A 15,074-nucleotide genomic window follows, 5' to 3' on the forward strand; every position below is an offset into this window, starting at 1 on the left:
TACATGCTCATGTTTCGACGGATCGGGTCATCAAAGCCGCCAAAACCAAAAGACCTTGAAAGGGATGGCCGTAAGGGCGAAAAGGTGAGTCAGCGTCGCCATCGCAAATGGACTGTTCGCTGAGCCAAAACAGACGAGTTCGCTTCTTGCTTCTTGCTTCTTGCTTCTTGGATGTGGGCATTCACATCGAGTAGGTATTCATTCACGAAGGTGGCGCATAGTCACCTTTCCGCCCTTACGGCGGGTCCCTTTTTGTCGTGGCAAAAAGGAACCAAAAACCGTCGGCTCCCATCATCCGGCCCCTACGCTGCGCTCCGGGGTCCCCTCGCTACGGTCTTGCTCCCGGGAGTACGCGCCGAAGGCCCCATCCATGGGGCCTCAGCGCTTGACGGGCATCCATGCCCGTCACCTCCCTCCGCAAGCCCTGCACTCGGCCTCCTGAAGTCGCAATCTGCGTCGCCTGAACTATCGCGCGCTTAGAAGCAAAAGCAAAAGCAACGGCAACGGCAACGGCAACGAACCGAGTCTGATCAACGGTCCTTGAACTGTGCCTCGCGCTTGGCGATGAATGCGGCCATGCCTTCTTTCTGGTCTTCGGTGGAGAAAGCCGCATGGAAGACCCGACGCTCAAAACGAACCCCCTCGCTGAGGGTGACTTCAAACGCTCGGTTGACGCTTTCCTTGACCATCATGCTCACCGGAATCGACTTGCTGGCAATGGTCGCCGCCACCTGCAACGCCTCTTCCACCAGCTCTGCCTGCGGCACGATCCGCGCCACCAGGCCTGCACGCTCGGCCTCTTCAGCCCCCATAAGACGGCCGGTCAGGCAAAGCTCCATGGCCTTGGCCTTGCCCACCGCACGCGTCAGGCGCTGGGTACCGCCCATGCCCGGCAGCACGCCCAAGTTGATTTCCGGTTGACCAAACTTGGCGTTGTCCGCAGCGAGGATAAAGTCGCACATCATCGCCAGCTCACAGCCGCCGCCCAAGGCAAATCCAGACACTGCAGCAATGATCGGCTTACGGCGATTGGCAATGCGGTCGGCGTCGCTGAACAGGTCGTCGACGTAGATCTGCGGGTATTGCAGCTCGGCCATTTCCTTGATGTCGGCGCCAGCGGCAAAGGCTTTGGCCGAGCCTGTCAGCACCACGCAGCCGATGTTCGGGTCGCGCTCGAGCTGGTCCAGGGCCTGGTTGATCTCGCCGACAATCTGCGCGTTAAGCGCATTGAGCGCCTGCGGGCGGTTGAGGGTGATCAGGCCAACCTTGCCGTGGATGTCCAACAGGATGGTTTCGAATGCCATGCAGTCTGCTCCTTCAAAGATTGCGCGCAATGACCATGCGCTGAATGTCGCTGGTGCCTTCGTAAATCTGGCAAACCCGAACGTCGCGGTAGATCCGCTCCAGCGGGAAGTCACTCAGATAGCCATAACCGCCCAAGGTCTGCAAGGCATCCGAACAGACCTTTTCGGCCATTTCCGAGGCAAACAGCTTGGCCATCGATGCTTCCACCAGCGCCGGGCGCCCCGCATCACGAAGGGCGGCGGCGTGCAATACCATCTGCCGGGCAACAGAAATTTTCGTCGCCATGTCGGCCAGGCGAAACGCCACGGCCTGGTGCTCGATCAACGGTTTGCCAAAGCTCTGGCGCTCGTTGGCGTAGTCGCGCGCCACTTCGAACGCCGCGCGGGCCATACCCACCGCTTGCGATGCGATGCCGATACGGCCGCCCTCAAGGTTGGCCAGGGCGATCTTGTAGCCTTCACCCTCCGCTCCCAACCGGTTGGCCACTGGCACGCGCACATTGTCGAAAACGATCTGGCAGGTGTCGGAGGCGTGCTGGCCGAGTTTGTCCTCGACCCGTGCTACCTGGTAGCCCGGCGAATCGGTCGGCACGATGAAGGCGCTGATGCCACGCTTGCCAGCCTCCGGGTCGGTGACTGCAAACACGATCACTACCCCGGCGTTCTGCCCCGAGGTAATGAACTGCTTGCTGCCATTGAGCACGTAGTGGTCGCCCTCCAGGCGTGCGCGGGCCTTCAGGCTGCTGGCATCGGAGCCAGCCTGTGGTTCGGTCAGGGCGAAAGCACCGAGCATCGCACCTGTCGCCAGCGGGGTGAGGAACTGCTTTTTCTGCTGCTCGTTGCCGAAGCGCAGAATCGGCACGCACCCCACCGAGTTGTGCACGCTCATGATGGTCGAGCAGGCGCCATCGCCCGCAGCGATTTCCTCCAGGGCCATGGCATAGGCCACATAACCGGTGTCGCTACCGCCCCACTGCTCCGGCACCAGCATGCCGAACAGGCCCAGTTCGGCCATTTCGTCGATGGCCTCTTTCGGGAAGCGATGGTCCTTGTCCCATTGCTCGGCAAACGGCTTCAGGCGCTCCTGGGCGAAGGCACGTACCGCGTCGGCGATCTGTTGTTGCTCGTCAGTTACCAGCATGGTTCACCTCAGTACAGGCATTCAACAGCCATGGCCGTGGCCTCGCCACCGCCGATACAAATGGCCGCCACACCCCGGCGCAGATTGTTCTGGCGCAAGGCTGACAACAGGGTGACCAGAATACGTGCGCCAGAAGCGCCGATCGGGTGACCGAGGGCGCAGGCGCCGCCGTGGATATTGACCTTGTCGTGTGGCAGATCGAGGTGTTTCATGGCCGCCAGGGTGACCACGGCGAAGGCCTCGTTGATCTCGAACAGGTCGACTTCGGCCAGGTTCCAGCCGGTGCGCTTCATCAGTTTGTCGATCGCGCCAATCGGGGCGGTCGGGAACAGCGCCGGGGTGTCGGCAAAGGCGGCGTGACCGTGGATGACGGCCAATGGTTTGAGGCCACGTTTGCCGGCTTCGGAGCGACGCATCAGTACCAGCGCCGCAGCGCCGTCAGAAATCGAACTGGCGTTGGCCGCCGTCACGGTGCCGCCCTCACGAAACGCCGGTTTGAGCTGCGCAATCTTGTCCAGGCGCGCCTTGGGTGGCTGCTCGTCATCCTTGATGACACGCTTTTCCTTGCCCTCGGTGACTTCCACCGGCACGATCTCGGCGGCAAAACGGCCGCTGCTGATGGCGTCCTGCGCTCGGGTCAGCGAGGCGATGGCGAACTGGTCCTGGGCCTCGCGGCTGAAGGCATTGGCCTGGGCACAGTCCTCGGCGAAGGTGCCCATCAGGCGGCCTTTGTCGTAGGCATCTTCGAGGCCGTCCATGAACATGTGGTCGATGATCTTGCCGTGGCCCATGCGGTAGCCGCCACGGGCTTTGTCCAGCAGGTACGGCGCGTTGGTCATGCTTTCCATGCCGCCCGCCACTACCACGTCTGCGGTGCCGGCCAGCAGCAGGTCATGGGCCAGGATCGCGGCTTGCATACCCGAGCCGCACATTTTGTTCAGGGTGGTGCAGGTGGTGTGCTTGTCCAGCCCGGCGCCCAGCGCAGCCTGGCGTGCCGGCGCCTGGCCCTGGCCGGCCGGCAGCACACAGCCGAACAGTACCTGCTCGACGCTGGCGGCATCGATGCCGGCACGTTCCACGGCACCACGAATGGCCGCGCTGCCCAGTTGCGGCGCAGTCAGGCTCTTGAGGTCGCCCTGCAACCCGCCCATGGGCGTGCGCACGGCGCTGACGATAACGATGGGATCATTGGCGAGGGTCATGTTCGCTCTCCTTACTTGGCAGCCATGCGCAGCGCACCGTCGAGGCGGATGACCTCACCGTTGAGCATGCTGTTCTCGATGATGTGGCGGGCCAGCGCAGCGTATTCCTGCGGGCGGCCCAAGCGGGGCGGGAACGGCACGCCGGCAGCCAGCGAAGCACGTACCTCTTCGCTCATGCCGGCCATCATAGGGGTTTCAAAGATGCCCGGGGCGATGGTCATCACACGGATGCCGAAGCGCGCCAGTTCGCGCGCGGCCGGCAAGGTCAGGCTGGCAATGGCCCCCTTGGAGGCAGCGTAGGCGGCCTGGCCAATCTGGCCGTCATAGGCGGCAATGGAGGCCGTGTTGATGATGACCCCACGCTCGCCGCTCTCATCGGCAGCCCCTTCGGCCATGGCCGCCGCAGCCAGACGCAACAGGTTGAAGCTGCCGATCAGGTTGACGTTGATGACCTTGGCGAAGCTGGCCAGGCCATGCGGGCCCTGCTTGCCCAGCACCTTCTCGGCACCGACGATGCCGGCACAATTGACCAACCCATGCAAGCTGCCAAAGGCGCTGACAGCTGCATCGACAGCCGACTGGGCCGCCTGCTCGTCACTGATATCCGCCACGGCGAAACGGGCGTTGTCGCCCAGCTCGCGGGCTTTGGCTTCGACAGCCGGGGCATTGAGGTCGACCAGCATGACCTTGGCGCCAGCCTCGACCAGCATCTGTGCAGTCGCGGCACCCAGCCCGGAAGCGGCGCCGCTGACGATGAAATGTTTATTGGCGATGTGCATGAGTACTTTCCTTTCAGACACTGACAGGGGTGGCCTGTTGCGCTTGTTGTTTGGCGACTTCCTGGTTGCGCAGGATGAAGCGTTGCAGCTTGCCGCTCGGGGTCTTGGGCAGTTCGCTGACGAATTCGATTTCCCTGGGGTAAGCATGTGCGTAGAGGCGCTGGCGTACGTGCTGGCGCAAGGTTTCTTCCAGCTCGACGCTGCCGGCATAGCCACTGGCCAATACCACGAACGCCTTGATCAGCTCGGTGCGCTCCGGGTCTGGCTTGCCGATCACCGCTGCCTCGATCACCGCCGGGTGCTCGATCAACGCGCTTTCCACATCGAACGGACCCACCCGGTAACCGGAGGTGGTGATCACGTCGTCGCTGCGGCCAACGAAGCTGATGCTGCCATCCAGGTTCAGCTCGACAGTGTCGCCGCTGAGGTAGTACTTGCCGACGAAAGCTTTGGTCGGCAGACCGTGGTAACCACCGAACCAGCACAGCGGCGACTGCTCGCGGTCAACGGCGAGGATGCCTGGCTGACCGGCTGGCAGCTCGTTGCCCTGCTCGTCCAGCACCACGATGCGGTGGCCGGGGATGGCATAGCCGGCCGAACCCAGGTGTACCGGATGCTGCAAGCCATGGTGGTTGCACAGCACCATACCCAGTTCGGTCTGGCCATAGTGATCGTGAATGGTCACGCCCAGCTCGTCGGCGAACCAGCGGATCACCTCGGGGTTAAGCGGTTCGCCGGCACTGCTGACCACCCGCAGGCGGCCCTTGATCGGTGCCGAGAAATCTTTGCCCGCCGCAATCAGCAAGCGATACGCGGTGGGCGAGCCGGCCAGGTTGGTGATACCCAGCTTGTCGATCACCCGGGCGCAGCTCTCGACACTGAACGGGCCATCGTAGAACGTGGTGGCGTGCCCCAGCGACAACGGACCGGTAACGGCGTAATACAAGCCGTAAGCCCAACCCGGGTCAGCCAGGTTCCAGAAGTTGTCCTCGGGCAGCAGCTCGATGGCATCACGCATGTAGCCCTGAAACGCGACAATCGCACGCAGTGGCACTTCCAGGGGTTTTGCCGGGCCAGTGGTTCCAGAGGTGAACATCAGCAGGAACGGATCGTTGCCTGAGCGCATCACCGGCTCGCAGACATCCGCTGCGTTCTCCAGGCATTGCTGGAAGTCCAGTTCACCACTGCGGGCCTTGACGGTAATGATGGTCGGGCAGGCGTGCACCTCGTCCAGCTTGGCGCGGTTCTGGCTATCGGTGACCACCACTCGGGCATGGGATTGCTCAAGCCGGTGCTCGATGGCCTTGGGGCCGAACGCGGTGAACAAGGGCTGGTAAACCGCCCCGAGGCGCCAGGTAGCGAGGATGGTCACCAGCAATTCGGGGGTGCGCGGCATCAAGCCGGCAACCCGGTCTCCGGCGCCTACCCCCTGCGCCCTTAGCACATTGGCGAACCGGGCAGCCTGCGCCTGAAGCTGATCGAAGCTATAACGCGTGCTGTTGCCATCGCGGTCCTCATGAATCAGCGCCAGCTTGCCGTCACCGGCATGCCGGTCACAGCATTCGACACAGGCATTAAGGGCTTCAAGGTTGCCGTGCAATGCCGCCACAACGGCCTGGTCATGGGCAAACGTACGAGCGGCCTCGGCGTAATCGCGCATCATCGGACTCCTGGTTTCTTGTTTTTGGAGTTGAAGCATCGGTCCGACGATGTTCGCGCCGCTCATGCGCGGCGGCAATGGCCAAAGCTGTCAATCTGGATGACTGGTTTGGCCGCCGCTCATCACCCCTCTGCGCGCTCGGCTGCACGCAGGTAGGACTGGGTGAGCCCTGCGACCAGGCGCTCGACATCAAGGACCTGCTGTTCCTGCAGCCGCCGTAGTCGCTGCTCGAAGGCCGCCGGCGCCAAGACAGGACGTTGAGCCTGCAGCTCAAGCGTGCGTCGAGTGTAATCCGCACTGAGGGCATCGAACATTTGGTCATGCTGCTGGCGCAGGTATCGGCGCCAGAACGCGCGCTGGCTCAGGCTATCGGTCAGGCCCTCGATGGTCTGCGCGCGCGTAACCCGCAGGAATGCATCCTCTACCTGGGCCTGTGTCAGCGCGACAGCATCGGGATAGCGCATGGCATGCGGCTGGTTGGGCAACCGCAAACGGCTACGAAGTTGCACCCTGTAAGCCAACCCCAATGCCAACTGGTCAACATGTTCACTGGCAGCCAGACGCTGCCGGCCATCCTGGTAGGCTATCCCTTCCAGTTGATCCAGCCGGAACAGTTGCCTGCCCAGCTCAAGCAACTCGCCCCTGCGTTCAGGGTTGACTGCGGCGGCTTCGGCCTGCGCCTGCCTTACCAATACCTGCAATGCACTGAAATGGCTGGCAACGGCGTCCGAACATGACAGCGGCAGGCCGGCCCGCTCAAAGATCCGCCGGCACAGCACCGGGTCGCCGTCCAGCGCACCCAGCAGTGTCCATACGCCGTCAACCAGCGCATCCCGCCCTTCACCCGCTTCGCTGTAGTCCGCTGTCATTTCCAGGCGAGCCAACAACCTGAACAACCCGCTGCTACCCGCTTGCTCCAGCAACCGCAGCCACATGTCCTCCCGCTCGGCCCGAACCGTCGCATCCGTATGGCCTACCCAACGCGTACGGGCCCTGACCAGGTCAACTGACCCCAACTGCTCAGGCGAGTGCCGGTGTTCTTCGATCACATCGAGTGCATACAACCTTCGTTGCTGCATGACCGACAAGGGGTTGTCCTCTATCAGGATGGCGCGTCGAAATGCATAAGGCATCAGCTGAATCTCGGTGGGCACTTCGCGGAGTTGGTTGTTGCGCAGGTCAGCACGCTCGAGTAGACCACAGAGTTCCAGGCGACGCGGCCAACTACCCAGGCGACAATGACGCAGGTTCAGACTTGTCAGCCGAGAAAGTTGGTGGAAACTCATGTCCAGCGCTTCCAGCCGGTTATGACTGAGATCAAGATGCGCAAGGTTGGACAAACCATGCAAAACGCCGATCGCCTGGGCATCGAGGCGTATCTCGTTATGCGCCAACCGGAGCGATTGAATATTCGGTAAATAGGCAATGCCTGTTGGTAGACGCATCAACGCGTTGTTGTTGAGGTTCAGGTGCGTCAAGGCAGTGAACGGGCGAAGGAAGTCGGCCGGAATGTCAGTGATCAGGGTGTCGGTCACGCTCAGCAGGGTAATGCGATGGAAATCGATGTGCGGCGGTAGTGCCGGCAGTGTGCGCAGACTCAAACCGCTCATCGACAAGCGCTGCCCTTGTGTTTGCCCTCCGCCGACCGAAACAGGCTCGCCCTGCAGTCGCCAGGCTCGCAGGATGCTGTCGGCCGCCAACCTGCGGGCGGCTTGCCGACCTTGCTGCAACTCGGCACCGACCCAGCGATTCAGGTATAGCACCAGTTGGTCATGTGCTTCCTGCAGTTCGACCAGGCGCTCGAAGACTGGCTGCGAACCTTGCTGCACACGCGCCAGCTCTAAATCGAGCGCTGCCTCGTCCAGGCCAGGATAAAGCGACCGTAGCTGGTCACGAATGATCACCCGCTCATCTCTGGGTGCAGCGCCAGGGCGGCCACTGAGCGGGTATCCCACGCGCCCATCGTCCATGCGACGCCCTGGGTTGAGCCAGGGCTGCTCCTCTGGCCAGCCGAGCATGCGCGTGATATCCCAATGGGAAGCGGGTAATCGCGCCAGAAGCTTCTCGCGCAGTTGGCTCGCCGCCGCGCTGCCCACCAGTTGCATCGCTGCCCGCTGCTCCGACGTAAGTGCGGTAAATAGCGCCTCGAAGATACATCCAGGCTCGTCAGCGATAAGCTCGTGTGGCACACCTGACCCGTTGTAGATCAGAAACCTGCCTTCATGCCGGACCACTATTCTTTTTGCTTCGGTTTGCCCGCCGCTACCGAGGCGCCTGATAGACCGCCCCTCCAACCCGCCGTCACGCAAGTCGAGGTCAAGTTGCTCGAGTTCGAAGCTATCCAGCAACGCAAGGGCCAACTCGCCGGTGACATCACTGTACGCTGTGCTCAGATACAATCCCGCCAGCCCCCGGCTCAGCCGGGCCAGACGCAAGAGCGAACGGGCGTTGTTCGCGCACGGCAATGGCAGCCGCCGCTCGACCCGCGCCATTTGGTGCTCAAGCTCATGCGCTTGGCCGGTTACTTCATTTATGTAGGCCGAAGGCAAGCCCGGGAAGTCCCGCTTGACCAACATGCTCAGCGGGTCTGCTGCAAGTGACTGCTCTGTCAGGTGGGCAAACAATGGCGGCCGCAACCCGGCCTCATGCACCCGCATCTGCTCCAGTCCAGCGCCCACGCCTGGCCTTGATTCACACCAGGCCAGCAGTTCACTGTCCGATGGCATCAACGCCTTCAGCCGAACACGCTCGAAAAACGTTTGAATGCGTGCATGCGCCTGGAAGGCGCGCAAGGTTTGACCAAGGCTCACCGGAGCCGGGCGATTCTCCACGAGAACGCCGCGTAACAGGTCTTCATCGATACCTGCCACCCGCATTATCTGCTCGGCCTGATGCGCGTCGACAGGGGGATGCTGTGGCCATAATGCATCCAGCATGCGAGCAGGCGCCTGCCAGCTTAGTGGTTGCTCACGCATCAACTGCCAGCCACGCTCACCGTTGTGCAGCACGACCGGCCCGTAGCCGCCCTCACTCGCGGCATGGCGCAGGCGATAGGGGCCATCGGCGACAGGCTGATGCACTTCGAAGTAGCGTCCATCGATACGGACCCCACGGCGGCCTGCCTCGCCATTGCGTCCCTCTCCGAGCAGATCGATAGGGTCCGGCAATGATCGATAATTCCTGGCGTTGAACTGCCACAGGCGACCCTGCCCGTTCCCAAGGCTTACCGGCTCCAGGCTCGCGACAAACGCACTGCGCACAAAACTGACACCCGCCACCGTCGCCGCGGTGGCCGCCAAGGTTTCGGCGACCCCCAGCAGATGCTGCAGCGCTTCGTGTTGGTGCCCCTTCGACCAGTCCCTTGCCCCTTCGAATACTTCAGAGCAAGTCTGGGCAACCACCTGCCCCAGCAGCACGCCCCCCACAGCCGGGATGAAAAGGCCAGCGAGGTTGACCAGGTCCAGACCTGCCGCCTTCCACTCAGCGTGCCTGGCGCTTACCGCCCGGCTATCAGCGTCTGCGGTCGGTACCAGCAGCAACCGGGCATCTTCCTTGACCCGTTGCACTTGCCGAGTCGCCAGTTGCCTGAAGATCCCTCCTTCAGGTGTTTCACCCTCAAGCTCCAGGTCCGGCACCTTGTCTTTCAAGCGCTTGCCAAGGGTACTGACAAAACCTGCACGGTGCTCAAGGCTGATGAGCTGCGTGAAGTACTGCCAGTAACCCGGATCTTGCAACAACATCGCCACGGTATTGTTCATGGAGGGGGCATTGTCGAAGAACCGCAATGCCTGCCGGGGATCACCAGGCAGGTAAAGTACGATGCCCCGTTCATTTCCCGCCTTGTCATGCAGGTGGATCAGCAAGCCATCGACCACAGGTTGCCCTATTGCCCTCAGCAGCATGGGTTTGCATTCGAGCCCTTGTTGTCGCTTCTCCTGACCGTGGTCCACTACCTCACGCAAGGCAAGCTGCACATCGACGCTTACGTTTCCCTGCAAAGCCGCTAGTTCGGTCGCCAGCTTCAACCCCGAACGTTTGTCTTCAGCCAGCATCGCCTGGGTCGCTGGCTGGAAGACCCGTTGCAACGCGTCCTGATAGCGCTGACCAACGTCCAGATCACGACAGGCGGTAATCAATGCCTCCAGCGATGCATTCAATGGTTTATCGCTGCCTGGCAAAACCAACCCCGTGCCCTCGTAGTAGCGGGTGTTCGCAGCAAAGTTGCGCATCAGCCGCAGTAACCCATTTTCACGCGTCTGGCTGTATGCGTATGTCTGTTGCAGGGTACCTGGCAATGTGCCGAAGCGCGGCGCGACCCGCAGCCATTCGAGCTGGGCAAATACCTGCCCGTCCGGCAACGGTGCATCCAGCAAAGCCGCCAGGTGTTTCTCGGCAAACTGCTGGAGCGGCAGTAGCTCGAGCGTCAGGCCACTCAAGCGTGCCTGGTTGGCATGGTGCGCGTTCAGCGTGGTGCGCAGTGTGTTGATCTGGCCCCTTGACGCGCGTTTGAGCCACTCAGGTAATCGGGCACCTATGAATGGGTCATGGGCAGTAGCGTTGATGTTCATGGTGGGTTCCACAGCTATTGGCGAAGCCAACCATGTTGTTCAAATGCCGGACCAGGATGCAGAGGGAACGGGTTCGATCGGCGCCTGCTCGGTAAGCCTTCTGGGCCCGCGCGGTAATGCACTACAACGGGAAGCGTTCGCCCTTCAGTGCCCTACCCCTCGCGCCTGGATCAATGCCCGATAATGCCCCGGGTTGCAGCCGAACCACTTGCGAAATGCCTTATAGAACGAGCTGCTGTCGGCAAACCCCAAACGCTCGGCAAGCTCGCCCATGGCCACGTCGTCCTGGCTGAGCCAGGCGATCGCCAGCTCCCGTCGTACGCTGTCCTTCAGGCCCTGGTAGTTCTGCCCCTCTTCTGCCAGGCGCCGCCGCAGAGTCGATGGCGACAGGCACAGCTGCCGGGCCAGGCTGTCAGCATCGGGCCATTGCTCAGGGGCCAGGCGCAACAGGTCGGTGCGGATACGCCGCCCGAGGCTGGCCGGGTCACGGTACTTGACAAGGATATTGCCCGGCGCTTCGGCCAGAAAACGCTGCAGTTCCTCCTCGCTGCGGCGCAGGGGCAAGTCGAGGCATTGCGAAGCAATGATCATGCGTGTGCGTGGACGCTCAAAGTGCAGGTTCTCCGAAAACATGACCCGGTAGTCGTCGCAAAATGGGGGTTCGGCACAACGCAGATCGATGCTCAGAATCGGGATGCGCCGCCCGGCCAGCCAGCAAGCCACACCATGCACGATCATCCAGAACGTGAAATAGGTGAACGCGCGGCGCGGTTCGTCACGCGGTTCATTGATGACAATTTCGGCCAGGCCTTCCTGGCGCACCAGGCTGGGCTGCATGTCTTGAAGCATCAGCGACAGAAATGCCAGCGAGGTTTCCAGGCCTGCGCCCAGGGTCGGTTGGCCCATGCTGGCACGGCACATGAAAGCCAGGCTGCCACTGCACAAACCGCGCGGGTCCATCGCGAAAAATTCGTCGTTGCAGCGCCGGGCCAGCAAGCGCCACAGGCGGGCATAGGATTCGGCACTGACCCTTGCCTCTGGCAGGTGCAGTTGTTCAACGGCGATGCCCGCCCTGGCCAGCAAGCCACTGTCAGGCTCACCGGCAGGGCAGGTCTGCAACAGCGCTTCGCGCACCAGTTGCATGGAAATGGTGTCTTTGTCGCTCATCGACGGTCCTGTCGGCTGATTGCCGGCCATATTAGGGTCTGTATGAAAAGCCTTGAGACGAAGGTCAGGCAAGGCGAAAACAGCCGAGGAAGCGGAGTTTACGGGTTGTAAATGAGCATTCCGAGGCTGTTTTCAACGCAGCATCACCGAGTATCAAGGCTTTTCATACAGAGCCTAGGGTGCCCCGCAGCAAACAGCCATCATAGCCCCGCGGCCAGACTCAGGAATGCCTGAATCAGGCGCAGTTCGCGACGACGCTCCAGGCAGCCGATCACGTGTTGGTTGACAAGGCCCTCGCCGGCCAAGGGTCGTGCCACCACCCGGGGATCATTGGCCACTTCAGTGGAAGAAACAACGCCAATCCCCAGTTGCGAGGCCACTGCCTCGGTTACTGCCTCCCGGCTGTCCAGCTCCAGCAGTACGCGCGGTTGCACCCCCGCCTTGATACAGGCCTTGTCGAAGGTGCGCCGCGTGGTGGAGCTGGGTTCGCGCAGCACCATGATCTGTTGGTGCAGCGCGGCCAACGGCAAGTCCTCCCGCTCGCTGGCCCAGGCATGCCCCACGGGTAACAACGCACACAGGCGCGACTCACAGAGCGTTTGCAGATGCAGCCCCTTGCGCGGCTCGATTTCGGTCAGCACCGCCACGTCGGCATGCTCGCCGAGCAGCGCAGCCAAGGTCTCCTGAGCATTGCCCAGGCGCAAGTTGACGGTGACGCCTGGGTACCGTTCACGCAGCAGCGCCAGCATCGGCATGACCCGGTGCGGGCCGTCGGCGGCTACCTCCAGGCGCCCGGTCAGCAGCTGGCGGTTGGCCTCGAGCATGGCCTGCGCCTCTTCGGCCAGGCCGAACATGGCGCGGGTGATGGCCGCCAGGCGCGTGCCCTCCTCGGTCAGTTCCACGCGCCGTGCGGTACGCCGCAGCAAGGTGATCTGGTAGTGCTCTTCCAGGGCCTTGACGTGCCCGGTCACCGCCGGCTGGCTGATGAACAGGCGCTCGGCAGCACGGGTAAAGCTGCCCTCACGGGCCACGGCGTCGAAGGCGCGTAGCTGGAACAGGTTCATATTTATCGGCCTGACTTATAGCTGGGATAACAACAAACAATTTGATTGATGGCAACGCGAATTGCAACCTAGGCCCCGTAGTTTCAGCCCACCGCTTGTGAGGAATAACGGAATGAGCAACGCCCCGATTCTGCTGACCCCAGGTCCCTTGACCACATCAATCCGCACCCGCCAAGCCATGCTGGTGGACTGGGGCTCCTGGGACCGTGACTTCAACCAATTGACTGCCAGCGTCTGCGAACAACTGCTGGCCATCATCGACGGCGCCAGCAGCCACCACTGCGTTCCCCTGCAAGGCAGCGGCACCTTCGCCGTGGAAGCGGCCATCGGCACCTTGGTGCCACGCGATGGCAAGGTTCTGGTACTGATCAACGGCGCGTACGGCCAGCGCCTGGCGAAGATCTGCAAAGTGCTGGGCCGCACCTACAGCACCTTCGAAACGGCCGAAGACCAGCCGACCACGGCCGCCGACGTCGACCGGCTGCTGGCCGAAGACCCGGCCATCACCCATGTGGCGCTGATCCACTGCGAAACCAGCACCGGCATCCTCAACCCGCTGCCCGAAATCGCCCAGGTGATCAAACGCCAAGGCAAGCGCCTGATCATCGATGCCATGAGCTCGTTCGGAGCATTGCCGATCGATGCCCGCGAAATCCCCTTCGAAGCGCTGATCGCAGCCTCCGGAAAGTGCCTGGAAGGCGTACCCGGCATGGGCTTCGTCTTCGCCGAAAAAAACGCCCTGGCGGCCGCCGAAGGCAACGCCCACTCGCTGGCCATGGACCTGCACGACCAGCACGCCTACATGGCCAAGACCGGGCAATGGCGCTTCACCCCGCCTACCCACGTGGTCGCGGCCCTGCACGAAGCACTGCAGCAATACAGCGAGGAAGGTGGCCTTCCCGCCCGCCACCAGCGCTACGCAGACAACTGCAAGACGCTGCTCGACGGCATGGCAGCCATCGGCCTGCGCAGTTTTCTGCCCGCCGAAATCCAGGCGCCGATCATCGTCACCTTCCACGCCCCCACCGATGCCCGCTACCAGTTCAAGGACTTCTACGAGCGGGTCAAGGCCAAGGGATTCATTCTCTACCCGGGCAAGCTGACCCAGGTCGAAACCTTCCGCGTCGGCTGTATCGGTGTGGTCGGGGCGGACGGCATGCAGGCCGCCGTGAACGCCGTGGCCGACGTGCTGCGGGAAATGGAAGTGCTGGACATCTGACGCTTTGCCCACCCGAACCCAGGAATTCGCGCACATGAACTACAACAACCCCACCCAACTGCAAGCCGCCATCCTCGACTGGGCTGGCACCGTGGTCGACTTCGGCTCATTCGCCCCCACCCAGATCTTTGTCGAGGCCTTTGCCGAGTTCGACGTGCAGGTGTCTATCGAGGAAGCCCGAGGCCCGATGGGCATGGGTAAATGGGACCATATCCGCACCCTGTGCGACGTACCGGAAATTGCCGAGCGCTACCGCAAGGTGTTCGGCCGTACCCCGACCGATGATGACGTCACCGCCATCTACAACCGCTTCATGCCGCTGCAGATCGAGAAGATCGCCGTGCACTCGGCACTGATCCCCGGTGCGCTGGACACCCTCACCGGTCTACGCCAGGACGGCCTGAAGATCGGCTCGTGCTCGGGCTACCCGAAAGTGGTGATGGACAAGGTGGTGGAACTGGCTGCGCAGAACGGCTACATAGCCGACCATGTAGTGGCCACCGATGAAACCCCGAACGGCCGCCCATGGCCGGCCCAGGCGTTGGCCAACGTGATTGCGCTGGGGATTGACGATGTAGCGGCCTGCGTGAAGGTGGACGACACCGTGCCAGGCATTCTTGAAGGCCGCCGTGCCGGCATGTGGACCGTGGCGCTGGTCTGCTCGGGCAATGCCCTGGGCCTGACCTGGGAAGGCTTCCGCGCGCTGAGTGCCGAAAAACTGGAAAGCGAGCGCCAGCGCATCCATGCACTGTTTGCCGGCTCCCGCCCACACTACCTGATCGACACCATCAACGATCTGCCCGAAGTGATTGCCGACATCAACCGACGCCTGGCCAAGGGCGAGATGCCGCAAGCCTTCTGACACCTGCGGTTTCTCTGTATGTGTGTCCGCCACCAATCTGTGTAGGAGCGGGTTTACCCGCGAATGCGGTGGCGGCGGCAACGGTGAACGCCTGGTGGAAATTGGCCA

The 15,074-nt window shown here is 62.4% G+C and carries 10 protein-coding genes; 2 read left to right on the top strand and 8 right to left on the bottom strand.

Annotated elements, in window-relative coordinates:
- Positions 1 to 530: 530 nt before the first annotated feature.
- The 8 genes from ACF8GF_RS21740 to ACF8GF_RS21775 all read right to left on the bottom strand — a co-directional run bounded on the left by ACF8GF_RS21740 (position 531) and on the right by ACF8GF_RS21775 (position 12,885).
- Positions 531 to 1,304 (bottom strand): enoyl-CoA hydratase, encoded by a 774-nt coding sequence (locus ACF8GF_RS21740; protein WP_392488487.1) that lies wholly within the window; start codon positions 1,302 to 1,304, stop codon positions 531 to 533.
- 13 nt (positions 1,305 to 1,317) lie between these two features.
- Positions 1,318 to 2,445, bottom strand: a complete 1,128-nt coding sequence (locus tag ACF8GF_RS21745; RefSeq protein ID WP_392462061.1) for an acyl-CoA dehydrogenase — start codon at positions 2,443 to 2,445, stop codon at positions 1,318 to 1,320.
- Between the two features lie 8 nt (positions 2,446 to 2,453).
- Entirely contained in the window at positions 2,454 to 3,647 is a 1,194-nt protein-coding gene (locus ACF8GF_RS21750; protein ID WP_176684914.1) for an acetyl-CoA C-acyltransferase, read from the bottom strand.
- 11 nt (positions 3,648 to 3,658) lie between these two features.
- On the bottom strand, positions 3,659 to 4,426 hold the full coding sequence (locus ACF8GF_RS21755) for an SDR family NAD(P)-dependent oxidoreductase (protein WP_021785354.1): 768 nt from the start codon (positions 4,424 to 4,426) through the stop codon (positions 3,659 to 3,661).
- A gap of 13 nt (positions 4,427 to 4,439) precedes the next feature.
- A complete protein-coding gene (locus tag ACF8GF_RS21760; protein ID WP_392488488.1) occupies positions 4,440 to 6,086 on the bottom strand; it encodes an acyl-CoA synthetase in 1,647 nt (548 codons plus the stop codon).
- A 122-nt stretch (positions 6,087 to 6,208) separates the two neighbouring features.
- Positions 6,209 to 10,654: an NEL-type E3 ubiquitin ligase domain-containing protein gene (locus ACF8GF_RS21765; RefSeq protein WP_392488489.1), complete on the bottom strand. Its 4,446-nt coding sequence runs from the start codon at positions 10,652 to 10,654 to the stop codon at positions 6,209 to 6,211.
- Positions 10,655 to 10,798: 144 nt separating this feature from the next.
- Positions 10,799 to 11,821 carry an AraC family transcriptional regulator gene (locus tag ACF8GF_RS21770; protein ID WP_392488490.1) on the bottom strand — a complete coding sequence of 341 codons (1,023 nt, stop codon included), beginning with the start codon at positions 11,819 to 11,821 and terminating at the stop codon, positions 10,799 to 10,801.
- Positions 11,822 to 12,021: 200 nt separating this feature from the next.
- Positions 12,022 to 12,885, bottom strand: coding sequence for a LysR substrate-binding domain-containing protein (locus ACF8GF_RS21775; protein ID WP_176684934.1), 864 nt, complete (start codon positions 12,883 to 12,885; stop codon positions 12,022 to 12,024).
- 112 nt (positions 12,886 to 12,997) lie between these two features.
- Here ACF8GF_RS21775 and ACF8GF_RS21780 point away from each other — a divergent pair, with 112 nt between their 5' ends.
- Together ACF8GF_RS21780 and phnX are read left to right on the top strand one after the other, a co-directional pair.
- Positions 12,998 to 14,104 (top strand): 2-aminoethylphosphonate--pyruvate transaminase, encoded by a 1,107-nt coding sequence (locus ACF8GF_RS21780; RefSeq protein WP_392488491.1) that lies wholly within the window; start codon positions 12,998 to 13,000, stop codon positions 14,102 to 14,104.
- A 34-nt stretch (positions 14,105 to 14,138) separates the two neighbouring features.
- A complete protein-coding gene (phnX, locus tag ACF8GF_RS21785; protein ID WP_209964784.1) occupies positions 14,139 to 14,966 on the top strand; it encodes a phosphonoacetaldehyde hydrolase in 828 nt (275 codons plus the stop codon).
- The last annotated feature ends 108 nt before the right edge of the window (positions 14,967 to 15,074 follow it).

It is taken from the genome of Pseudomonas sp. yb_5, assembly GCF_043103865.1.
In the GTDB taxonomy this organism is placed as follows: Bacteria; Pseudomonadota; Gammaproteobacteria; order Pseudomonadales; family Pseudomonadaceae; genus Aquipseudomonas; species Aquipseudomonas putida_Y.

What these genes read in the sequence shown, in the direction of transcription:
- ACF8GF_RS21765 (WP_392488489.1), bottom strand. Translation starts at nt 10,654, where the DNA reads ATGAACATCAACGCTACTGCCCATGACCCATTCATAGGTGCCCGATTA.
- ACF8GF_RS21740 (WP_392488487.1), bottom strand. Translation starts at nt 1,304, where the DNA reads ATGGCATTCGAAACCATCCTGTTGGACATCCACGGCAAGGTTGGCCTG.
- ACF8GF_RS21755 (WP_021785354.1), bottom strand. Translation starts at nt 4,426, where the DNA reads ATGCACATCGCCAATAAACATTTCATCGTCAGCGGCGCCGCTTCCGGG.
- phnX (WP_209964784.1), top strand. Translation starts at nt 14,139, where the DNA reads ATGAACTACAACAACCCCACCCAACTGCAAGCCGCCATCCTCGACTGG.
- ACF8GF_RS21745 (WP_392462061.1), bottom strand. Translation starts at nt 2,445, where the DNA reads ATGCTGGTAACTGACGAGCAACAACAGATCGCCGACGCGGTACGTGCC.
- ACF8GF_RS21760 (WP_392488488.1), bottom strand. Translation starts at nt 6,086, where the DNA reads ATGCGCGATTACGCCGAGGCCGCTCGTACGTTTGCCCATGACCAGGCC.
- ACF8GF_RS21770 (WP_392488490.1), bottom strand. Translation starts at nt 11,821, where the DNA reads ATGAGCGACAAAGACACCATTTCCATGCAACTGGTGCGCGAAGCGCTG.
- ACF8GF_RS21775 (WP_176684934.1), bottom strand. Translation starts at nt 12,885, where the DNA reads ATGAACCTGTTCCAGCTACGCGCCTTCGACGCCGTGGCCCGTGAGGGC.
- ACF8GF_RS21780 (WP_392488491.1), top strand. Translation starts at nt 12,998, where the DNA reads ATGAGCAACGCCCCGATTCTGCTGACCCCAGGTCCCTTGACCACATCA.
- ACF8GF_RS21750 (WP_176684914.1), bottom strand. Translation starts at nt 3,647, where the DNA reads ATGACCCTCGCCAATGATCCCATCGTTATCGTCAGCGCCGTGCGCACG.